We start from the raw sequence: 20,414 nt of genomic DNA, 5'->3' as shown, positions 1-20,414 counted from the left end.
CTTTTTCTGGAGTTGCTCCAGAATGTCGAAAAATTGCATTTCGCAGTCGCAAGATAAATTGAACTTTCTGTGACAAGAAGTTAAGAATTTCCTTCGCGGGTGCAGCATGCCCGCGTCTGAACGTCCGAGGAGACCGTTTTGCCCATTTCCAAGATTCTCGTTGCCAATCGCTCTGAAATTGCCATTCGCGTGTTCCGTGCGGCCAACGAACTTGGAATAAAAACGGTGGCAATCTGGGCGGAAGAGGACAAGCTGGCGCTGCACCGCTTCAAGGCGGACGAGAGCTACCAGGTCGGCCGCGGCCCGCATCTTTCCAAGGACATGGGTCCGATCGAGAGCTATCTGTCGATCGAGGAGGTGATCCGCGTTGCGAAACTCTCCGGCGCCGATGCCATTCATCCCGGCTATGGCCTGCTGTCGGAAAGCCCCGAATTCGTCGATGCCTGCAACAAGGCCGGTATCATCTTCATCGGCCCAAGGGCTGATACGATGCGCCAGCTCGGCAACAAGGTCGCAGCGCGCAACCTGGCAATCTCGGTCGGCGTTCCTGTGGTGCCGGCCACCGGGCCTCTGCCGGAGGACATGGCGGAAGTGGCGAAGATGGCGGAAGGGATCGGTTATCCCGTCATGCTGAAGGCTTCCTGGGGCGGCGGCGGGCGCGGCATGCGCGCGATCCGCGATCCGAAGGATCTCGCCCGCGAGGTGACGGAGGCCAAACGCGAGGCGATGGCCGCCTTCGGCAAGGATGAGGTCTATCTGGAAAAGCTCGTCGAGCGTGCCCGCCATGTCGAAAGCCAGGTTCTCGGCGATACGCATGGCAATGTCGTGCATCTCTTCGAGCGTGACTGCTCGATCCAGCGCCGCAACCAGAAGGTTGTCGAGCGCGCCCCGGCGCCCTACCTCTCGGAAGCGCAGCGCCAGGAACTCGCCGCCTATTCGCTGAAGATCGCGGCCGCGACCAATTATATCGGCGCCGGTACCGTCGAATATCTGATGGATGCCGATACCGGAAAATTCTACTTCATCGAGGTCAATCCGCGCATCCAGGTCGAGCATACAGTGACCGAAGTCGTCACCGGCATCGACATCGTCAAGGCGCAGATCCACATCCTCGACGGCTTTGCGATCGGCACGCCGGAATCGGGCGTGCCGCGCCAGGAAGATATCCGCCTCAACGGCCATGCGCTACAATGCCGCATCACCACGGAAGATCCGGAGCATAACTTCATTCCGGATTACGGCCGTATCACTGCCTATCGGTCAGCGTCTGGTTTCGGCATCCGCCTCGATGGCGGCACTTCCTATTCGGGCGCCATCATCACCCGCTTTTACGATCCGCTTCTCGTCAAGGTCACGGCATGGGCGCCCAATCCTTCCGAAGCAATCGCCCGCATGGACCGGGCGCTGCGCGAATTCCGTATTCGCGGCGTGGCAACCAACCTGACCTTCCTCGAAGCGATCATCGGCCATCCAAAGTTCAGGGACAACAGCTACACGACACGCTTCATCGACACGACGCCGGAACTCTTCCAGCAGGTGAAGCGCCAGGACCGCGCCACGAAGCTCCTGACCTATCTCGCAGACGTCACCGTCAATGGTCACCCCGAAGCCAAGGACAGGCCGAGGCCGCTGGAAAATGCGGCCGAGCCGGTGGTCCCCTACGCCAACGGCAATACGGTCAAGGACGGCACGAAGCAGCTCCTCGACACGCTCGGCCCGAAGAAATTCGGCGAATGGATGCGCAACGAGAAGCGTGTGCTTTTGACCGACACGACGATGCGCGATGGCCACCAGTCGCTGCTCGCCACCCGCATGCGCACCTATGACATCGCCCGCATTGCCGGAACCTATGCGCACGCGCTGCCGAACCTGCTGTCGCTTGAATGCTGGGGCGGCGCGACCTTCGACGTCTCCATGCGTTTTCTGACCGAGGACCCGTGGGAGCGCCTGGCGCTGATCCGCGAGGGCGCGCCGAACCTCCTGCTGCAGATGCTGCTGCGCGGCGCCAACGGCGTCGGCTACACCAATTATCCCGACAATGTCGTCAAGTATTTCGTCCGCCAGGCGGCCAGGGGCGGCATCGATCTCTTCCGGGTGTTCGATTGCCTGAACTGGGTCGAGAACATGCGCGTCTCGATGGATGCCATTGCCGAGGAGAACAAGCTCTGCGAGGCGGCGATCTGCTATACCGGCGATATCCTGAACTCGGCCCGTCCGAAATACGATCTGAAATACTATACCAACCTTGCGGTCGAGCTCGAGAAGGCCGGCGCGCATATCATCGCACTCAAGGATATGGCAGGCCTCCTCAAGCCTGCGGCTGCGAAGGTTCTGTTCAAAGCACTGCGCGAGGCGACCAGCCTGCCGATCCATTTCCACACGCATGATACCTCAGGGATTGCGGCCGCGACCGTTCTTGCCGCCGTCGATGCCGGCGTCGATGCCGTCGACGCCGCCATGGATGCGCTTTCCGGCAATACCTCGCAGCCCTGTCTCGGCTCGATCGTCGAGGCGTTGCGCGGTACGGAGCGCGATCCGGGCCTCGATCCGCAATGGATCCGCCGCGTTTCCTTCTATTGGGAAGCGGCGCGCAATCAGTATGCCGCCTTCGAAAGCGATCTGAAGGGTCCGGCATCCGAAGTCTATCTGCATGAAATGCCGGGTGGCCAGTTCACCAACCTCAAGGAACAAGCCCGCTCGCTCGGCCTCGAGACCCGTTGGCATCAGGTGGCGCAGGCCTATGCAGACGCCAACCAGATGTTCGGCGATATCGTCAAGGTGACGCCGTCTTCCAAGGTCGTCGGCGACATGGCGCTGATGATGGTATCCCAGGACTTGACGGTTGCCGATGTCGTCAGCCCCGACAAGGAAGTCTCCTTGCCGGAATCGGTGGTCTCGATGCTGAAGGGCGATCTCGGCCAGCCGCCGTCAGGATGGCCTGAAGCGCTGCAGAAGAAGGCGCTGAAGGGCGACAAGCCCTATACCGTGCGTCCCGGCTCGCTGCTCAAGGAGGCCGATCTCGATGCGGAGCGTAAAGTCATCGAGACGAAGCTCGAGCGCGAGATCAGCGACTTCGAATTCGCTTCCTACCTGATGTATCCGAAAGTCTTCACCGACTTCGCGCTCGCCTCCGATACCTACGGCCCGGTCTCGGTGCTGCCGACGCCCGCCTATTTCTACGGTCTCAAGGACGGCGAGGAACTGTTTGCCGACATCGAGCGCGGCAAGACGCTCGTCATCGTCAACCAGGCGATGAGCGCCACCGACAGCCAGGGCATGGTGACCATCTTCTTCGAGCTCAACGGCCAGCCGCGCCGCATCAAGGTGCCGGACCGGGCCCATGGGGCGACAGGGACCGCCGTCCGCCGCAAGGCCGAACCGGGCAATGCCGTTCACGTCGGTGCGCCGATGCCGGGTGTCATCAGCCGCGTCTTCGTCTCGCCCGGCCAGGCCGTCAATGCCGGCGACGTGCTCGTTTCGATCGAGGCGATGAAGATGGAAACGGCGCTGCATGCGGAAAAGGACGGCACGATTTCCGAGGTGCTGGTGCGGGCCGGCGATCAGATCGACGCCAAGGACCTGCTCGTCGTCTACGCAGGCTGAAGGGCAGCTGGCCATTGTTAAAAAGGCGCCTTCAGCGTCTTTGCGAACCTGGCTCATTCACCCGATCGTGTATGATCGGCCTGTCAAAAAGCTGATAGTTAGCAGCCTCCGCGCCTTGCCCGGCGCGGGGGCTTTCTCCTAAACTTGGCCTTCCATCACCCGCCCCAAGACCAATCCAGGAAACAATATCCATGAGCAAGTTGAAAATTGCCGTCATCGTCGGCAGCACGCGTATTGGCCGTTTTGCCGAGCATCCGGCCAAGTGGATTGCCGCTATCGCCGCTGAGCGGCAGGACATCGAGGTCGAGGTTCTCGACCTGCTCGACTACCCCATGCATTTTTTCGGTGAGCAGCGTGCGACGACCGCTGAAAGCGAGACGGCAGAGCGCTGGAAAAAGAAGCTGCGTGAATTCGACGGCTTCATCTTCACCGCTGCCGAGTACAATCACGCTCCGACGGCCGTTCTGAAGAACGCCATCGATCTCGGCGAATTTATCCAGAAGCCGGTCGGCTTCGTCGGCTACGGCGGCGTCGGCGGCGCACGCGCGGTCGAGCACCTTCGTCTGATCTTCGTGGAAATGGGTGCGACGTCGGTGAAAACCGGCGTGCATATCGCGCTTGGTGAATATCTCGGCGTCCTCAAGGATGGCAAGAGCCTCAGCGATTACGCGCATCTCAACGAAGCGGCGAAGAACCAGCTCGACCAGCTCACCTGGTGGGGTAATGCGCTGAAGGCGGCGCGGGCCGTCGTCACCGCCTCCTGAGTGGAATTCCAGCAATGCCGGGATGTTCGCATCCCGGCATTAGATCAAAGAAATAGAGCATGAAGTCGTCCGAAAACCGCTCACACTTTTCCGCATCATGGTCTAGCTCAGATATCGTACGTATGGGCGGCGTTGATCGTCGAGATGAAGCGTTTGGTGCGCTCGCGCTCCGGCGCACTGAAGATAGCCCTGGCGCTGCCCGTTTCCACCACGCTGCCGGCTTCCAGGAAAACCACGTCATTGGCGATCTTGGAGGCGAGCCGGAGATCGTGGGTCGCCATCACCATCGTCGTGCCCTCGCTGGCAAGTTGGCCCAGCACATCGACCACTTCGGCGGAAAGCTCGGGATCGAGGGCGGATGTCGGCTCGTCACAGAGAAGCACGCGCGGCGACGGCGCCAGTGCGCGGGCGATCGCGACGCGCTGCTGCTGGCCGCCCGACAGCGTCGAAGGCCAGGCGTCGGCCTTGTGCGTCATGCCGACCTTGGTCAGCAATTCCATCGCACGCTCGCGGGCCTTTTCCCTCGGCCATCTCAACACCGTCACCAAGCCCTCCATGACGTTCTCGATCGCGGTCTGATGCGGGAATAGCTGGAAGTTCTGAAAGACCATACCGGTCTGGCGGCGGATCTTCTGGATCGCCTGCCAGCTCGTTCGTTTGCCTGGCGCAAAGGCCAGCTTTTCCTCTCCGAGGCGGATCGAGCCGGCGGTCGGAATTTCGAGCAGGTTGATGCAGCGCAGCAGCGTGCTCTTGCCGCCGCCGGAAGGCCCGACGAGCGCGGTGACGCTGCCTTCGGGGATGCGGAGACTGATATCCTTGAGGATGATGGCGTCGCCGAAGCGCTTTTCGATGTTGGAAAGCTCGATCATGCATTTGCCTCCAGCATGCCGCCATAACGCGCGAAGCGGCGTTCCAGCCGCACCTGCAGCTGCGAGAGGACGGAGCTCAGGACGAGATAGATCAGCGCCGCCTCGATATAGAGGATCAGCGGCTCATAGGTGGTGGCGACGATGCGCTGCGCTGCCTGGAAAAGCTCGGGCACGGTGATGGCCGCGGCAAGCGAGGTATCTTTGACCAGCGAGATGAAGGTGTTCGACAATGGCGGCACGGCGACGCGAGCCGCCTGCGGCAGGATGGTGCGGCTCATTGACTGGCGCCAGCTCATGCCGATCGAATAGGCGGCCTCCCATTGGCCCTTCGGCACCGAGGAAATGACAGCACGGATGATCTCGGAGCTGTAGGCGCCGATATTCAGCGTGAAGCCGATGAGGGCGGCCGGGAAGGCATCGAGCAGGATGCCGAGGCTCGGCAGGCCGTAGAAGATGACGAAGAGCTGTACGAGCAGCGGCGTGCCGCGGATGACCCAGACATAGAAGCGCGCGATGGCCGAAAGCGGCATCGGCCCGAAGAGCCGGGCGATCGCGGTGGCGAGCCCGAGGGCCAGGCCGAAGACGAAGGATAGCAGGGTCAGCGGAATGGTGAAGATCAGCCCCGCCCACAGGAGCGAGGGCAGCGATTCCGCCATCAGTTGGAGCCAGTGCGCCAAGGGAGTTCTCTCTCGTCGGTTGGGTCGTGATACCCGAATACCCCTCCCCAACCCCTCCCCACAAGGGGGAGGGACTTATCTAGGTGCCGCCTCGCAAGAAATAACGACCGGGCGGCCGGCCGAAACGATTATCTGGAGATGAGGCGGTCCGCCGGCTAAGCCCCTCCCCCTTTGTGGGGAGGGGCTGGGAAGGGGACTCTTTCTTCAGTTGAACTTACTTGGAAACATCCTGGCCGAAATATTTGTCGGCGATCTTCTTGTAAGTGCCGTCGGCCTTGATGTCGGCAAGCGCCTTGTCGATTTCGGCGAGAAGCTCGGGCTCGTTCTTGCGGATGATGACGCCGGAGTAGTCGGCATTTTCCTGCTCGGCGACGATCTTCACCGGCGCGTCCGGCTTGTGCTTCTTGAAATCGAGGAAGGAGAGGCTGTCGTTGATCGTGGCGTCGGCGCGTTTGGTCAGCACGAGCTGGATCGATTGATCAAAACCGTCGGTGCCGACGAGCTCGGCACCGGCTTCGGTTGCGAGCTTGCCGAAGTTGCTGGTCAGCGACTGGGCGGCCTTCTTGCCCTTCAAGTCGGCGAAGGACTTGATGCTGTCGTCGCCTTCGCGGGCGATCAACACGGCCTTGGAGGCGATATAGGGCTCGGAGAAATCATACTTCTGCTTGCGGGCTTCGGTGATGCCGACCTGGTTGATAACCGTGTCGTAGCGCTTGGCGTCGAGGCCGGCGATAAGGCCATCCCACTTGCCTTCGACGAATTCGGCCTTGACGCCGAGCTTGGCGGCGATCGCTTCGCCGATCTCGACATCGAAGCCGACGAGCTTGCCGCTTTCGTCATGATAGGTGAAGGGCGCATAGGTGCCTTCGGTGCCGATCTTGAAGACGCCGGCCGATTTGATGGCGGCGAGGTTTTCACCGGCATGGGCGGGCAGGAGGGCCGCAGCCTGAATGAGCGCAGCGGCGGCGACGGTTTTCAACCAGTTCATTGTTTCATCCATCCTTGGGAGGTGTTTCGGATGGGGATAGTTGGCAGAAAATTATGGCGCCGGAAGCGTAGAAAACTGCGAATAAAAGCAGCAACTGCAAATATTTTTCTCAAACGGCCACTCGAACCATGAATCCGGCAGAAATAGGCATCAAGCGGCGATGCGGCGGCGCAGCCTTTCGCTGACGATGATGATCAATCCGGCGCCGGCGACCACATTCTGTGTCGGGATGCCGGCCCAGACAACCCAGGAAGCAAGCCCAGACCGGAGAGCTATATTCGAATGACGCGGGCACGGAGACGGGCGCCTAACGTATGCCTTCGAAAAATCGGAATGACCAATCGATTTTCCCGCCTCGGTCAATAGGGCATGTTCGCTCTGTTAGTGCAGCTTTGTTTCCGAACGTCAGAAAACGTGTGTCCGTGTATATTGCCTGCATGATCATAAGCGTTTATGCACGTTCTCGGTTTTATAGGATCTCGATTCGGTAGGAACATGCAGGATTTTCTGTTGCGAGAGCGCCAAGGCGTGATTTCCGAGAGGCTGCGGCTGAATGGCCGCGTGCTGGCGACGGAGCTTGCGCTCGAATTCGGTGTCTCCGAGGACACCGTACGGCGGGATCTGCGCGAGATGGCGGCAGCAGGGCTCTGCGAGCGGGTCTATGGCGGCGCATTGCCGGTCTCACCGGCGCGTGGAAGCCTGTCGCAGCGCATCGGCTTTGCCGCTGACCGGAAACAGGCGCTGGGGCGCGCTGCGGCAAAGCAGATTGCCGCCGGCTCGACAGTGTTCTTCGACGCGGGCAGCACCAATCTGGCGATTGCCAATGCGTTGCCGGCCGACCTAGCACTGACGGCTGCAACGAACGCGCCGGCGATTGCCGCGGCGCTGATCGACAAGCCGGCTGTCAACGTCATCCTGATCGGCGGAATGGTGGACCGGCACACGGGCGGTTCGCTCGGCGCTAAGGCGTTGCGGGATATGGAGCAGATCTCGCCCGATCTCTGCATTCTCGGCGCCTGCGGCGTCGATCTCGAGGCCGGCATCACGGTGTTCGGCTTCGAGGATGCGGAGTTCAAGCGGTTTGCAACATCCAGGAGCAAAAGGGTGCTGGTGGCCGCAACCTCGGAGAAATTCGGCACTGCTGCCCCCCATAGCATACTGCCGGTTGCGCATTGCGAATGCTTGGTCGTCGAGCACGATGCCGATCCGGCCGTTCTTGCCGGTTACCGCGAGCGCGGATGCAGGACTGTTCTCGCCGAGAAAGCGAACTGAGGCGCCATCACAGAGTTTTGGGAAACCGGGCCAAGCAAGCCCGGCAATGAGGAAAGACCGGAAATGGATAGTCACGTGAGTATGCCGGGAGCCCGAAGCGGCTTCATTACCAGAAGCAGGGCGGCGGTTTCCCTGCTCTTTCTCATGAACGGTTTTGTCGTCGGCTGCTGGGCGCCGAAGATCCCGGATTTTGCCGAGCGTCTGGCGCTGACCAAGTTCGAGCTTGGGTTGATGATCCTCGTTTTCGGCGTCGGCTCGCTGGTCATGATGCCGATCGCCGGTGCACAGATCGCCAAACACGGCTCGCGTATCGTCGTTCAGGTACTGGCTGTCTGCATGCTGCCGTTGCTGCTGGCATTGACGCTCGCGCCAAATGTGCTGACCGGGGCAATTTCGCTCTTCCTGTTCGGCGGCCTTATCGGCGCAATGGATGTGGCAATGAATGCCAATGCGGTCTCGGTCGAGAAGTCCATGCGCCGCGCCATCATGTCGTCCTGCCACGCTTTCTGGAGCCTTGGCGGACTGATCGGCTCAGGTCTCGGCGGCATCGTGATTTCCAAGCTCGGCGTGCTCGGCCATGCGCAACTGGCGACCGTGCTGGCGGCAATCTTCCTTGCTCTGGCATGGCCGATGATCCTTGCGGATCCGCCGCATCCCGATACCAAGAAGGAAAAGACGAAGCTGCCGATGGTGCCGCTGCCGTGGCTGCTTGGATTGATGGCGCTGTTCTCGATGGTGCCGGAAGGCGCGGTTCTCGACTGGGGCGCGCTCTATCTCCGGCAGGAAATGGATGCATCCGTGGCACTATCCGGTCTTGGCTTCGCAGCCTTTTCGGCGACCATGGCCATCATGCGCTTTGGCGGCGACCTGGTGCGCGACCGTCTCGGCGGCGTCAAGACGTTGCGCATCTGTACGCTGTTTGCCATTGTCGGCATGCTGCTTGCAGGCTTGGCGCCCAATGCCGAGCTTGCCATCCTCGGCTTTGCCTGTTGCGGTATCGGCATTTCCAACATGGTGCCGATCGCCTTTTCGGCGGCGGGCAATATACCCGGCCTCAAGCCTGGCATCGGTATCTCGGTGGTCACGACCGTTGGCTATTCCGGCATGCTGGTTGCGCCATCGTTGATCGGCTTCGTCGCCGAGCATATCGGCTTTGCCGTCGTTTTCATGGCGCTGCCGTTGCTGCTGCTCGTCGTTTTGCTGCTGTCTAACCTAGCCCATTATGCCGATGAGACCTCCAGGGGCGGTCACTGAGCCGCCTCCCAACAAAAGTGATATCAGGGGCGGTTGACAAGCAGCCGGCCTTGATCCACCTGAAAAGCACTGTTTTTAGGGGTGCAAGAACTCTCCATGTCTTCAGCCGCCGATTTTGATCCGAAACCGCGCCGCACTTCCGTTGCCGTCGATGTCGGCGGCGTCATCGTCGGCGGCGGGGCGCCGGTCGTCGTGCAATCCATGACGAATACCGATACGGCCGATATCGATTCCACCGTCGCGCAGGTCGCCGCTCTCCACCGGGCGGGTTCGGAGCTGGTGCGCATTACCGTCGACCGCGACGAGAGTGCGGCCGCCGTGCCGAAGATCCGCGAGCGGCTGCTGCGCCTCGGCATGGACGTGCCTTTGATCGGCGACTTCCACTATATCGGTCACAAGCTGCTCGCCGATCATCCTGATTGTGCCGCGGCATTGGCGAAATACCGCATCAATCCCGGCAATGTCGGCTTCAAGGACAAGAAGGACAAGCAGTTCGCCGAGATCATCGAGATGGCGATCCGCTATGACAAGCCGGTGCGTATCGGCGTCAACTGGGGTTCGCTCGATCAAGAGCTGTTGACGGCGCTGATGGACCGGAACGCCGAAGCCGGATCGCCGCTTTCGGCCCGGCAGGTGACGCGGGAGGCGATCGTGCAGTCGGCGCTGCTTTCGGCAGCCCTTGCCGAAGAGATCGGCCTGCCGCGCAACCGCATCATCCTGTCGGCGAAGGTCAGCCAGGTGCAGGACCTGATCGCCGTCAATTCCATGCTTGCCGAACGCTCCAATCACGCGCTGCATCTCGGTCTGACGGAGGCCGGCATGGGCACCAAGGGCATCGTCGCCTCGTCGGCGGCGATGGGCTTCGTGCTGCAGCACGGCATCGGCGATACGATCCGCGTGTCGCTGACGCCGGAACCGAACGGCGACCGCACGCGCGAAGTCCAGGTGGCGCAGGAAATCCTGCAGGTCATGGGCTTCCGCCAGTTCATTCCCGTCGTTGCGGCCTGTCCGGGCTGCGGACGCACGACATCGACCGTGTTCCAGGAACTTGCCCAGAACATCCAGAACGACATTCGCAAGAACATGCCGGTCTGGCGCGAGAAATATCCCGGCGTCGAGGCACTGAACGTCGCCGTCATGGGCTGCATCGTCAATGGGCCGGGCGAAAGCAAACATGCCGATATCGGCATTTCGCTTCCCGGTACCGGCGAGACGCCGGCGGCCCCCGTCTTCATCGACGGCCGGAAGGCGTTGACGCTGCGCGGTCCCAATATCGCCGCCGACTTCGAAGCGCTTGTCGTCGACTATATCGAGAAGCGTTTCGGCCAGCGGACGGCGGCGGAATGAGCGCCCGCAGGTTCGCATGAGCCGGTTCTGGTCTGATATCGTCAGCAAGCTTCGGCCCTATGTCGCCGGCGAGCAGCCCCGTATCGCGAACATGGTCAAGCTCAATACCAACGAAAATCCTTACGGGCCGTCCCTGATGGCACTCGAGGCGATCCGGGAAGCGGCGGACGATCGCCTGCGGCTCTATCCCGACCCCACTGCTACCGAATTGCGCGAGACGATCGCGGCCCGTTTCGGCCTGACGGCGGAAGAAATATTCGTCGGCAACGGCTCCGACGAGGTTCTTGCGCATGCGTACCAGGCGCTGCTGAAACATGAGCGACCGCTTCTCTATCCCGATGTGACCTATGCCTTCTATTCGACCTATAGCCTGCTATACGGCGTCGAAGCGATCGAGATACCTGTTGATGATGGGTTCCGGCTCCGGCTGGAAGATTACGACAGACCATGCGGCGCGATCATCATCCCCAATCCGAATGCACCGACCGGTATCGGCCTGCCGCTTGCCGGTATCCAAGCACTTCTTGCCGCCCATCCGGATGCAGTCGTCGTCATAGACGAGGCTTATGTCGATTTCGGCGGTGAAAGCGCTATCCCGCTGATAGCCAGGCATCCCAACCTGCTGGTAATCCAGACCCTGTCGAAATCCCGTTCGCTTGCCGGTCTGCGCATCGGCTTCGCGCTGGGACAGCGGCCGCTGATCGAGGCGCTGGAGCGGGTCAAGGACAGTTTCAATTCCTATCCGCTCGATCGCCTGGCGCAGCTTGCTGCGACGGCGGCGATCAAGGATGAGGCATGGTTCGAGACATGCCGGGGGAAAGTCATCGCCAGCCGGAAAAACCTGGTCGCGGAACTTGAAGCGCTGGATTTTGAGGTTCTGCCGTCGCAGGCGAATTTCGTTTTCGCGAGGCACGAAAGCCGTTCGGGGCCAGCGCTTCAAGCCGCCCTGCGGGAGCGCGGCATTCTCGTCCGGCATTTCGCCAAGCCGCGTATTTCGGATTTCCTGCGGATCAGCATCGGCACGGACGAGGAGTGTGCTCGCCTGGTTTCGGCTCTCAAGGAGATACTGGCAGCCTGACCTGCGGGTTCAGTTCTTCCGGTCGGCGATGAAATGCGCTGCAGCGATGAGGATCGAGGCGCGGGCACCGTAGGGGGCCAGCAGCGCCTCGGCATCGCGGACGTGCTCACGGAGCTGGCTCTCGGCCCATTCCATACCACGCAAGGCGACGAGTGTTCCCTTGCCGCGCGCCGCATCCTTGCCGGTCGCCTTGCCCATGGTCGCCGCATCCGAGGTCAGGTCGAGAATGTCGTCGGCAAGCTGGAAGGCAAGGCCGATCTTTTCGCCGAAGGCGCGCAGGCGGCGGCGATCGTCCGGCGGGCTTGCCGAGATGACGGCGCCGGCTTCGCAGGCGAAGCGGATCAGCGCGCCTGTTTTCATCGCCTGCAGGCGGATGATGCCGGCCTCGTCGGGCGCCTGCCTTTCCGCCGCGAGATCGAGCGCCTGGCCGCCGGCCATGCCGCCGAGACCGGCTGCGCGCGCAAGGGCCAGTACCAGCGATGCCTTGCTCGTATCGGCAAGGGTCGTTTCCGGCGCGGCGATGATGTCGAAGGCATAGGTCAGCAGGCTGTCGCCGGCGAGGATTGCCGTCGCTTCGTCGAACTTGATGTGCACCGTGGGTTTGCCGCGGCGCAGGTCGTCATCGTCCATGGCCGGCAGGTCGTCATGCACGAGAGAATAGCAGTGGACGCATTCGAGCGCGGCGCCGACGCGAAGTGCCGCCTCGGCGTCGCCGCCGAGAAGGGCGGCACTTTCGACGAGGAGAAACGGGCGCAGCCGCTTGCCGCCGTTCAACACGGCATAGTGCATGGCATCGCGCAGCGTCTCGGGCCTGGCCATTTCATCGGAAAGAGCATTTGGTGAAAGCAATGCGTCGAGCAGCGCCTCGATCTCGCGGGCGTTGTTCTTCAGCCTCGTCTCGAAAGTGTCCCGGTTCGCGTCCATGGGCGCTGTTTGGCATGAGCGCCCCCGGGCTTGCAACGGAATTGTCGATGGCGGCAGCAAGTTTTGCCACGCACTCTGGCATAAGCTCTGCACAGGCGTTATGAGAACGACAGGAGCGAAATCGGACTGGGGACATTGGATATAGCGCCAGAGAGAGAGGACAGCGTCGACATGCCGGCTCGTCGGCGATGGTTCGAAGACCGGCGTGTGTTGAAACGCATCGTTGTTGCCATGCTGATCGTGCTGATCCTTCCCTATGCGTTGATCTTTTTCTATCTGTTGCCCTTCATTCACCCCGTCTCGACGCTGATGCTGCGCGATCTCGTGCTGCTGCGTGGTTACGACAGGCAATGGGTATCGCTTGATAAAATCGCCCCAGTTGCGGTGCAGTCGGTGATGATGTCGGAGGACGGGCAGTATTGCTTTCACGGCGGCGTCGACTGGGCGGAAATGCGCATGCTGGTCGAGGATACGCTGAAAGGTCAGGCGACGCGCGGCGGCAGTACCATCCCAATGCAGACGGCGAAGAACCTCTTCCTCTGGAACGGCCGCTCCTTCGTGCGCAAGGGGCTGGAACTTCCGCTCGCGGTGACCACGGATTTCGTCTTGTCGAAACGGCGGCTGATGGAAATTTATCTCAACATTGCCGAATGGGGTCCCGGCATCTACGGCATCGAAGCGGCGGCCCAGCATCATTTCAAGGTGCCCGCCTCGAAGCTCACGCGGCGCCAGGCATCGCTGCTTGCCGTCTCGCTGCCAAACCCAATCGACCGCAATGCCGGCAAGCCCGGACGAGGCCTTCGCCGGCTCGCGGGCGTCATCGAGAGACGCGGGCAAGGTTCGGGCGATTACATCAGATGCATCTATGATTGACATCAGAACTGGTCGTTGGAAGCGGCAAGTGTCATCTGACATTCTTGGTTCTGCCATATGGGCGAATGCAGTCCAACCAGAGCCCCGATTCGCCCATGACCATCACGACATTTTCGTCCGAACTTCTCTGCTATTCGAAGACGCATAATCCGACCCCGCCCGCCCATCTCGGCAGCCGTTATGGCAAGCACGGCGGCTTTCTGCCGGAAGCCGGCAACACCATCGTCTGTCATCTCGAGAAGGGCTCGCAGACGCAGACGGCGCTGATCGAAGCGCGTGAAAAATATCTGGCGATGACCGAGGCCCCGCAGTTCCTCTTCACGCCGATATCAAGCATTCACATGACGCTTTTCGAAGGTGTCATCGAGACCAGGCGCCGGCAGGATTACTGGCCAAGCGATCTCCCTCTCGATACGCCGATCGACGACATGACCGCGCTGATGGCGGCAAGGCTGGAAGGTTTCTCGATGTTCGACCCCTTCAAGGTCGCCATCGTCGAAGCGCGTCCGTCGGGCCTGCTCGTCGACGGGGCGACGGCGAACGACCGCAAGATCATGCGCGCCTGGCGCAGCGCCCTGGCCGATCTTCTCGGCTATCGCCAGCCGAACCATGAGGACTATAAGTTCCATATAACCTTCGCCTATGCGATCGAACGGCTGGAGGATGAAGCCTTGCCGCGCTGGCAGGCGATGCTCGATGATGTGGCCGACGATATCCGCCGTAAGGCGGTTGTTTTCGAGCTGACACCGCCGGCATTCTGCGTGTTCGAGGATATGAACCATTTCCACGAATTGCTGATCTTCGATTTCGAAGCCTGAACGGGAGAGGCCCATGGACAAACCGACGCTTTACATCGCCAACAAGAACTATTCCTCCTGGTCGTTCCGGCCGTGGATGGCGCTGACGGCTGCCGGAATCGATTTCGAGGAAGTCCTGATCCCCTTCGACGATACGGGTGGCAATCCCAATATCAAGGCGGTTTCGCTGACCGGGCGGGTGCCGCTTCTCAAGCACGGCGCATTGAAGATCTGGGAATCGCTGGCAATCATCGAATATGTCGCCGAACTTTATCCGGACGCCGGCCTTCTGCCGAGGGATCGGGCCGAGCGGGCGCTCGCCCGTTCGGTTTCGATGGAGATGCTCTCGAGCTTCCGGGCGCTGCGCAGCGCCTGCCCGATGAATATCCGCCGGCCAAAGGGCAAGATCGCGTTGCCGGATGGTGTCGACGCCGACACCAGCCGCATCGAGACGATCTGGCGCGATCTCCTGCAGCAATCCGGCGGACCGTTTCTGTTTGGCGCGTTCAGCGGGGCGGATGCGATGTTTGCACCTGTCGTCAACCGGTTCGACATCTATGATCTCGTCAGGCGAAACGACATCCTGGCCTATATGGAGACCATGAAGGCGCATCCGGCCTGGCGAAAATGGGAAGAGGCGGCCCGCGCCGAGCCCTGGATCGTACCGGAGGACGAAGTCTGAGCCCGGAATCATCGGCTTCGCAAAAAATACGCATGGGGACTGGTCAACGCCACCCCTTGCATGTATAAGCGCGCCAAATTCCGAAATCGCGACATGTCCGTTTCGGCCGCCAGTCTGGCCGTGGGAATGTTTTGCCCGCAAGTGGAGTAAGAGAAATGGCTGTACCGAAGAGAAAAACAAGCCCGTCCAAGCGCGGTATGCGCCGTTCGGCAGACGCCCTGAAGGCTCCGACCTACGTCGAAGACAAGAACTCCGGCGAACTGCGTCGCCCCCATCATATCGACCTGAAGACCGGTATGTATCGCGGCCGCCAGGTTCTGACGCCGAAGGAAAGCGCATAATTTCCCGATCCGGCTTGTCCGGTCGAAGTTTCAAGGCCGGCGTCACGCCGGCCTTTTGCATATCGACGATATAATATTTGCAATGACTTGCAGTCAGGCAACGGTTTGCGGCAGTATTCTTCCATGATGCGCTGGGAGATTGCAGATGATAGCCGCCATGCCCCTAATGATTATCCCGTTTATTCTTTACAATCTCGCGATGCTGGGCCTGATGGGCGATGGCGGCATTCCGGCACTGCAACATGATATCATCGTGCTGTCGATGATCTCGGGCGCCATCTGGAGCATGGCGCTCGGCGATCTTTTCATCGTCATCGCACTTGTCGTGCTGTTCTTCGAAATCCTCAAAGCCACCAGAACCGGCCCCGGCAATCTCGTCAACCACATGCTGTCGATGCTGGTGTTCATCGCCTTCCTGGTTGAGTTTTTGCTCGTCCGGGATGCTGCGACGCAGGTGTTCTTCATTTTGATGACGATCGCTCTGATCGATGTCATCGGCGGTTTTGCCGTGTCGATCCGGAGCGCCGGGCGGGATGTGTCGATCGGATTATAGGTTGTCGAGCTTGTTCTGAAGAGCGCGGAGCTGTTCCTTCAGCTCGTCGATATCCTTGGCCTCGGCCTTGCGGCTTTCCTTGGCGGGCGGCGTCATGAAGGGCGAGAACATCTGCATCGCCTGCTGAAACAGCTCGGTGTTGCGGCGAACATGGTCCTCGACCATCTGCATCGGCAACTGCAGGTTCTTGCCGAGCGGCGTTTCGCCGAAGGCGCGGGTCACCTGCTCGCGCATCTGGGCCTGCTGTTCGGTGAAGGAGCGCATCGAATGTTCGAGAAAGCTCGGCACGACCATCTGCATCTGATCGCCGTAATAGGTGATGAGCTGGCGCAGGAAGGAGATCGGGAGCAACGTGTTGCCGGTCTTCGATTCCTGTTCGAAGATGATCTGGGTCAGCACCGAGTGGGTGATGTCATCTCCGCTTTTTGCATCCTGTACGGTAAATTCTTCGCCCTTCTTCACCATCTCCGCCAGGTCTTCCAGCGTCACGTAGGTGCTGGTGCCCGTGTTGTATAGGCGGCGATTGGCGTATTTCTTGATAACGATCTGACCCTCATGCTTCGCCATATCAGTCTCCTGGACCCCCGTCTGATTTATGGATATTCCTCCATTTGAGACTGTAAACGCAAAAGAAGCCCGGTGACAATCTCTTTGTGCGATGCGGCAAACCTTTCACAGAGCAGATGAATCGGGCTTTGACGGGCTTTGCCTAAAAATGACGGCGGCCGGTCTTCGCGTTTGACTTGTGCTCCAAGCTTTGCCAGTTTCCACTTATGTAAGTGAGACGAAAACGAGGAGCGTCCCCATGAGCAATCCATCCATCGTCATCGCCAGTGCAGGGCGAACAGCAGTCGGCGCCTTCAACGGCGCTTTCGCGACAGTCCTCGCGCATGAGCTCGGGGCGGCCGTCGTCAAGGGCGCTCTCGAACGCGCCAGCGTCGATCCCGGCGAGGTGGACGAGGTGATACTCGGCCAGGTGCTTTCCGCCGGCGAGGGCCAGAACCCGGCCCGCCAGGCGGCGATGAAGGCCGGCATTCCGAAGGAAGCGACGGCTTGGGGCGTCAATCAGCTCTGCGGCTCGGGCCTGCGCGCGGTGGCGCTTGGCATGCAGCAGATCGCCACCGGCGACGCAAAGATCATCGTTGCCGGCGGCCAGGAATCCATGTCGATGGCGCCGCATGCCGCGCACTTACGCGGCGGCGTCAAGATGGGCGACATGAAGATGATCGACACGATGATCAAGGACGGCTTGACCGACGCTTTCCATGGCTACCACATGGGCATCACCGCTGAGAATGTTGCGCGCCAGTGGCAGCTTTCGCGCGACGACCAGGATCAGTTCGCCGTCAGTTCCCAGAACAAGGCGGAGGCAGCGCAGAAAGCCGGTCGCTTTGTCGACGAGATCATCCCCTACGTCATCAAGACACGTAAGGGCGACGTTACGGTCGATGCCGACGAATATATCCGTCACGGCGCCACGCTGGAGGCGATGGGGAAATTGCGCCCGGCTTTCGACAAGGACGGCACGGTCACCGCCGCGAACGCGTCCGGCCTCAACGATGGTGCCGCTGCGGCGGTGCTGATGAGCGAAGCGGAGGCGGTCCGGCGCGGCATCCAGCCGCTCGCCCGCATCGTTTCCTGGGCAACGGCGGGTGTCGATCCGCAGATCATGGGCACCGGACCAATCCCGGCCTCGCGCAAGGCGCTCGAGAAGGCCGGCTGGTCGGTGAACGATCTCGATCTCGTCGAAGCCAACGAGGCCTTCGCGGCGCAAGCCTGCGCCGTCACCAAGGATCTGGGGTGGGATCCGTCGATCGTCAACGTCAATGGCGGGGCAATTGCGATCGGCCATCCGATCGGCGCCTCCGGCGCGCGCATTCTCAACACGCTGCTGTTCGAAATGAAGCGCCGTGGCGCGAAGAAAGGTCTCGCCACGCTTTGCATCGGCGGTGGCATGGGTGTGGCCATGTGCTTTGAAGCGCTTTAAATAGCATGCGATCCATGTTTGATTGAAGATCCCGCCAAGCGGCGAGGCGAAAAACAATAGGGGAGCGGAACATGAGCAGAGTGGCTTTGGTCACCGGGGGCACACGCGGCATCGGCGCGGCAATATCCATGGCACTGAAAAATGCCGGATACAGGGTCGCTGCCAGCTATGCCGGCAACGACGAGAAGGCCAAAGCCTTCCACGACGTTACCGGCGTTCCGGTGTTCAAATGGGATGTTTCGGATTACCTCGCCTGCGGCGAGGGAATTGCCAGGGTCGAAAGCGAGATCGGTCCGGTCGAAATCCTCGTCAACAATGCCGGCATCACCCGCGACGCGATGTTCCACAAGATGACGCAGCAGCAATGGCACGAGGTGATCAATACCAACCTCACCGGCCTGTTCAACATGACGCATCAGGTCTGGACCGGCATGCGTGACCGCAGCTTCGGCCGTATCGTCAATATCTCGTCGATCAACGGGCAGAAGGGCCAGATGGGCCAGGTGAACTATTCGGCGGCCAAGGCGGGCGATCTCGGTTTCACCAAGGCGCTGGCCCAGGAAGGGGCGAACAAGAACATCACCGTCAACGCCATTTGCCCCGGTTACATCGGAACGGAAATGGTGCTTGCCGTGCCGGAGAAGGTGCTGAACGAACGCATCATTCCGCAGATCCCCGTCGGCCGTCTCGGCGAACCGGAAGAGATCGCGCGCTGCGTCACCTTCCTCGTCTCCGACGATGCCGGTTTCATCACCGGTTCGACGCTGACGGCCAATGGCGGACAGTTCTTCGCCTAGACATTTCAGTCTTGGAGTCGACACTAGAGGTCAGATTCAAAGCAATTGGCGCGTCCGGCTGAACGCGCCAATCTCTGTTTATGGACGTCGCTGTGGCCGAACTCTGGCCGGCACTTTGCGCAGCGAGCGATCTTCGCTGCTGAGGACTGATATCGCGGTCGCCAGGAAAGCCGACGCGATGAGAACGGCGACGAGGGAATTCAGCAAAGTGTGAATCATGGAAACGTTTCCTTTCCGGTGCGCCGGGCGGCTTTGCCTGTCCGTTGCGCTCGCAAAGGAAATATGTACCTGGCCGTTTGGCGGCGGTAGATTTGACTTTCGCAACCAATTGTCAACATCGCGTTGACGGATGCGGCAGCCAAAGAAAAACGGGCGCCGAAGCGCCCGTTGGGAGTCCGAGATGTTTTTGCCGATCAGCAGCGGGCCTCGTAGCGGCGGCCATAGCGGTCGCGGTAGACGCAGTAGCCGCGGCGTTCGACCGAGTGGCCGATGAGTGCGCCGGTCAGGCCGCCGGCAACGGCGCCGACAGCGGCACCACCCCAGCTGTTGGTGACGACACCGCCGATAACAGCGCCCGTGCCGGCGCCGATCGCCGTGCCTTGCTCGGTCGCCGTGCAGGATGCCAAGGCGCCGACGAGGGCACCAATAAGAACAATCTTCTTCATCATGTCGTAACTCCCCAGGTTAGTTGGGCTTTAGATGCGGCCCATTAGTACAAGGATAATGATAATCACGAGAACTAGCCCTAAACCGCCGGAAGGTCCATAGCCCCAGCCACGGCTATAACCCCAATTCGGCAGGGCTCCGATCAAGAGCAGAATGAGGATAATAAGAAGTATTGTGCCAAGCATGGTGTGTTTCCTTCATCTCATCGGCAATTTGGATGGACGAGAAACACACATTGGCGATTTTTGTTCCCGGTTCAGCTCCGGAAATGTGACGGCGCCTGATTCACGGTTTAAGTTGCGTTATTTCCGGAAATTGCCACTATGGTTAAAAAGACATGTAAATACAATATGTTGCGGTGAACAAATCGGGAAAATCGCGATGTCGCCGATTCGTCAGCGATTCGTTCCGTGTTTGATCGGAATGCGATATTGGCCGCCTTGACTTAACGCCATCTGAATCCGGCTCCTGAAAGATTGATGCCGATGCGACGAGGCGGCGCGAAAGGATCTGCCGCCGATCCGCATCTAGCACCCGGACCTGAAGCCGCTACCAGATATTGTCGTGAACGAAAGGCGAAAACGGCGGAGTCAGCGATTCGTCTCCGATTCGTTCCGGCTTTGGTCGAGAGGTTAATTTCGGGCGGATTTTCGCCCGCTCAACATCGGGGCGGGAATCGTCACCCGCGACATCGAAAATGCAAACGGGAGAGAGTCTCATGATTCAGCATCTAGTGGGAAAAAGTGATTCAAAATCAATACTTAGCCGTGAACAAAAGCTGAATCAGCGGGAGTCAGCGATTCGTCGCTGATTCGTTCTCACGCTGTTCCGAATCGGACATTCGGGCATTCCGCACGACTCGCAAAGGTCGTAATCCCCGAGGCATTTTGAAATCTGCCCTTGCGTTTGCGGCGGCAGCTGTCCATGTGTTCTCTGCTTCCA

The 20,414-nt window shown here is 60.5% G+C and carries 20 protein-coding genes and 1 pseudogene; 13 read left to right on the top strand and 8 right to left on the bottom strand.

Going from position 1 to position 20,414, the window contains the following annotated elements; all coding sequences use genetic code 11:
* The first annotated feature begins 138 nt into the window (after positions 1–138).
* Both pyc and N2A41_RS21765 read left to right on the top strand, forming a co-directional pair.
* A complete protein-coding gene (pyc, locus tag N2A41_RS21770; RefSeq protein WP_170258201.1) occupies positions 139–3,603 on the top strand; it encodes a pyruvate carboxylase in 3,465 nt (1,154 codons plus the stop codon).
* 191 nt (positions 3,604–3,794) lie between these two features.
* Complete coding sequence (locus N2A41_RS21765; RefSeq protein ID WP_017966096.1) at positions 3,795–4,367, top strand: NADPH-dependent FMN reductase; 573 nt, start codon at positions 3,795–3,797, stop codon at positions 4,365–4,367.
* A gap of 107 nt (positions 4,368–4,474) precedes the next feature.
* Here N2A41_RS21765 and N2A41_RS21760 read toward each other — a convergent pair whose 3' ends face one another.
* The 4 genes and pseudogenes from N2A41_RS21760 to N2A41_RS21745 all read right to left on the bottom strand — a co-directional run.
* The gene (locus tag N2A41_RS21760) at positions 4,475–5,236 is read right to left on the bottom strand and encodes an amino acid ABC transporter ATP-binding protein (protein ID WP_162115029.1); all 762 of its coding nucleotides are present in this window, start codon (positions 5,234–5,236) and stop codon (positions 4,475–4,477) included.
* Positions 5,233–5,913, bottom strand: a complete 681-nt coding sequence (locus N2A41_RS21755) for an amino acid ABC transporter permease (RefSeq protein WP_170260791.1) — start codon at positions 5,911–5,913, stop codon at positions 5,233–5,235. Before N2A41_RS21755 ends, N2A41_RS21760 begins: the two co-directional genes overlap by 4 nt.
* A gap of 214 nt (positions 5,914–6,127) precedes the next feature.
* Positions 6,128–6,901 carry an amino acid ABC transporter substrate-binding protein gene (locus N2A41_RS21750; RefSeq protein ID WP_170262932.1) on the bottom strand — a complete coding sequence of 258 codons (774 nt, stop codon included), beginning with the start codon at positions 6,899–6,901 and terminating at the stop codon, positions 6,128–6,130.
* Positions 6,902–7,051: 150 nt separating this feature from the next.
* A pseudogene (locus N2A41_RS21745) lies at positions 7,052–7,235 on the bottom strand (DMT family transporter); the annotation flags it as partial.
* Between the two features lie 161 nt (positions 7,236–7,396).
* Here N2A41_RS21745 and N2A41_RS21740 point away from each other — a divergent pair.
* From N2A41_RS21740 to hisC, 4 genes are all read left to right on the top strand, one after another.
* Positions 7,397–8,173, top strand: a complete 777-nt coding sequence (locus tag N2A41_RS21740; RefSeq protein WP_260109693.1) for a DeoR/GlpR family DNA-binding transcription regulator — start codon at positions 7,397–7,399, stop codon at positions 8,171–8,173.
* A gap of 63 nt (positions 8,174–8,236) precedes the next feature.
* Complete coding sequence (locus N2A41_RS21735) at positions 8,237–9,427, top strand: MFS transporter (RefSeq protein ID WP_170262931.1); 1,191 nt, start codon at positions 8,237–8,239, stop codon at positions 9,425–9,427.
* A 96-nt stretch (positions 9,428–9,523) separates the two neighbouring features.
* On the top strand, positions 9,524–10,774 hold the full coding sequence (ispG, locus tag N2A41_RS21730; RefSeq protein WP_170262930.1) for a flavodoxin-dependent (E)-4-hydroxy-3-methylbut-2-enyl-diphosphate synthase: 1,251 nt from the start codon (positions 9,524–9,526) through the stop codon (positions 10,772–10,774).
* Positions 10,775–10,790: 16 nt separating this feature from the next.
* Positions 10,791–11,852: a histidinol-phosphate transaminase gene (gene hisC / locus N2A41_RS21725; RefSeq protein WP_260109692.1), complete on the top strand. Its 1,062-nt coding sequence runs from the start codon at positions 10,791–10,793 to the stop codon at positions 11,850–11,852.
* A 9-nt stretch (positions 11,853–11,861) separates the two neighbouring features.
* Here hisC and N2A41_RS21720 read toward each other — a convergent pair whose 3' ends face one another.
* Positions 11,862–12,776 carry a polyprenyl synthetase family protein gene (locus N2A41_RS21720; protein WP_260109691.1) on the bottom strand — a complete coding sequence of 305 codons (915 nt, stop codon included), beginning with the start codon at positions 12,774–12,776 and terminating at the stop codon, positions 11,862–11,864.
* Positions 12,777–12,911: 135 nt separating this feature from the next.
* Between N2A41_RS21720 and mtgA the strand changes: the two genes are divergently transcribed.
* From mtgA to N2A41_RS21695, 5 genes are all read left to right on the top strand, one after another.
* A complete protein-coding gene (mtgA, locus tag N2A41_RS21715; RefSeq protein WP_162115035.1) occupies positions 12,912–13,649 on the top strand; it encodes a monofunctional biosynthetic peptidoglycan transglycosylase in 738 nt (245 codons plus the stop codon).
* Positions 13,650–13,744: 95 nt separating this feature from the next.
* Positions 13,745–14,467, top strand: coding sequence for a DUF1868 domain-containing protein (locus N2A41_RS21710; protein WP_260109690.1), 723 nt, complete (start codon positions 13,745–13,747; stop codon positions 14,465–14,467).
* Positions 14,468–14,480: 13 nt separating this feature from the next.
* A complete protein-coding gene (locus tag N2A41_RS21705) occupies positions 14,481–15,128 on the top strand; it encodes a glutathione S-transferase family protein (RefSeq protein WP_260109689.1) in 648 nt (215 codons plus the stop codon).
* A gap of 155 nt (positions 15,129–15,283) precedes the next feature.
* Complete coding sequence (gene rpmF / locus N2A41_RS21700; protein WP_003543812.1) at positions 15,284–15,469, top strand: 50S ribosomal protein L32; 186 nt, start codon at positions 15,284–15,286, stop codon at positions 15,467–15,469.
* 145 nt (positions 15,470–15,614) lie between these two features.
* Positions 15,615–16,022: a hypothetical protein gene (locus tag N2A41_RS21695; RefSeq protein ID WP_003543801.1), complete on the top strand. Its 408-nt coding sequence runs from the start codon at positions 15,615–15,617 to the stop codon at positions 16,020–16,022.
* Here the strand turns inward: N2A41_RS21695 and phaR are convergent.
* Positions 16,017–16,589, bottom strand: a complete 573-nt coding sequence (gene phaR, locus N2A41_RS21690; RefSeq protein ID WP_003543798.1) for a polyhydroxyalkanoate synthesis repressor PhaR — start codon at positions 16,587–16,589, stop codon at positions 16,017–16,019. The genes N2A41_RS21695 and phaR overlap by 6 nt on opposite strands.
* Positions 16,590–16,827: 238 nt before the next feature.
* On the opposite strand from phaR, the gene N2A41_RS21685 reads away from it, so the two are divergent.
* Positions 16,828–18,009: an acetyl-CoA C-acetyltransferase gene (locus N2A41_RS21685; protein WP_170262926.1), complete on the top strand. Its 1,182-nt coding sequence runs from the start codon at positions 16,828–16,830 to the stop codon at positions 18,007–18,009.
* A gap of 71 nt (positions 18,010–18,080) precedes the next feature.
* Positions 18,081–18,806: a beta-ketoacyl-ACP reductase gene (locus tag N2A41_RS21680; protein WP_017962530.1), complete on the top strand. Its 726-nt coding sequence runs from the start codon at positions 18,081–18,083 to the stop codon at positions 18,804–18,806.
* A 413-nt stretch (positions 18,807–19,219) separates the two neighbouring features.
* On the opposite strand, the gene N2A41_RS21675 is transcribed toward N2A41_RS21680, so the two are convergent.
* Together N2A41_RS21675 and N2A41_RS21670 are read right to left on the bottom strand one after the other, a co-directional pair.
* Positions 19,220–19,474, bottom strand: coding sequence for a YMGG-like glycine zipper-containing protein (locus tag N2A41_RS21675; RefSeq protein WP_018071981.1), 255 nt, complete (start codon positions 19,472–19,474; stop codon positions 19,220–19,222).
* A gap of 27 nt (positions 19,475–19,501) precedes the next feature.
* Positions 19,502–19,657 (bottom strand): DUF3309 family protein, encoded by a 156-nt coding sequence (locus N2A41_RS21670; protein ID WP_017962528.1) that lies wholly within the window; start codon positions 19,655–19,657, stop codon positions 19,502–19,504.
* Positions 19,658–20,414: the final 757 nt, after the last annotated feature.

The sequence above is a fragment of the Rhizobium sp. SRDI969 genome, assembly GCF_025152725.1.
In the GTDB taxonomy this organism is placed as follows: domain Bacteria; phylum Pseudomonadota; class Alphaproteobacteria; order Rhizobiales; family Rhizobiaceae; genus Rhizobium; species Rhizobium leguminosarum_I.
The sequence above is the reverse complement of the archived record's forward strand: the minus strand, read 5'-3'. Positions and strand labels throughout refer to the sequence as shown.

Coding starts and splice junctions, on each gene's coding strand:
- rpmF (WP_003543812.1), top strand. CDS start 15,284: ATGGCTGTACCGAAGAGAAAAACAAGCCCGTCCAAGCGCGGTATGCGC.
- N2A41_RS21670 (WP_017962528.1), bottom strand. CDS start 19,657: ATGCTTGGCACAATACTTCTTATTATCCTCATTCTGCTCTTGATCGGA.
- N2A41_RS21705 (WP_260109689.1), top strand. CDS start 14,481: ATGGACAAACCGACGCTTTACATCGCCAACAAGAACTATTCCTCCTGG.
- N2A41_RS21685 (WP_170262926.1), top strand. CDS start 16,828: ATGAGCAATCCATCCATCGTCATCGCCAGTGCAGGGCGAACAGCAGTC.
- N2A41_RS21735 (WP_170262931.1), top strand. CDS start 8,237: ATGGATAGTCACGTGAGTATGCCGGGAGCCCGAAGCGGCTTCATTACC.
- N2A41_RS21750 (WP_170262932.1), bottom strand. CDS start 6,901: ATGAACTGGTTGAAAACCGTCGCCGCCGCTGCGCTCATTCAGGCTGCG.
- N2A41_RS21710 (WP_260109690.1), top strand. CDS start 13,745: ATGACCATCACGACATTTTCGTCCGAACTTCTCTGCTATTCGAAGACG.
- hisC (WP_260109692.1), top strand. CDS start 10,791: ATGAGCCGGTTCTGGTCTGATATCGTCAGCAAGCTTCGGCCCTATGTC.
- ispG (WP_170262930.1), top strand. CDS start 9,524: ATGTCTTCAGCCGCCGATTTTGATCCGAAACCGCGCCGCACTTCCGTT.
- N2A41_RS21765 (WP_017966096.1), top strand. CDS start 3,795: ATGAGCAAGTTGAAAATTGCCGTCATCGTCGGCAGCACGCGTATTGGC.
- N2A41_RS21680 (WP_017962530.1), top strand. CDS start 18,081: ATGAGCAGAGTGGCTTTGGTCACCGGGGGCACACGCGGCATCGGCGCG.
- N2A41_RS21675 (WP_018071981.1), bottom strand. CDS start 19,474: ATGATGAAGAAGATTGTTCTTATTGGTGCCCTCGTCGGCGCCTTGGCA.
- N2A41_RS21720 (WP_260109691.1), bottom strand. CDS start 12,776: ATGGACGCGAACCGGGACACTTTCGAGACGAGGCTGAAGAACAACGCC.
- phaR (WP_003543798.1), bottom strand. CDS start 16,589: ATGGCGAAGCATGAGGGTCAGATCGTTATCAAGAAATACGCCAATCGC.
- N2A41_RS21695 (WP_003543801.1), top strand. CDS start 15,615: ATGATAGCCGCCATGCCCCTAATGATTATCCCGTTTATTCTTTACAAT.
- N2A41_RS21740 (WP_260109693.1), top strand. CDS start 7,397: ATGCAGGATTTTCTGTTGCGAGAGCGCCAAGGCGTGATTTCCGAGAGG.
- N2A41_RS21760 (WP_162115029.1), bottom strand. CDS start 5,236: ATGATCGAGCTTTCCAACATCGAAAAGCGCTTCGGCGACGCCATCATC.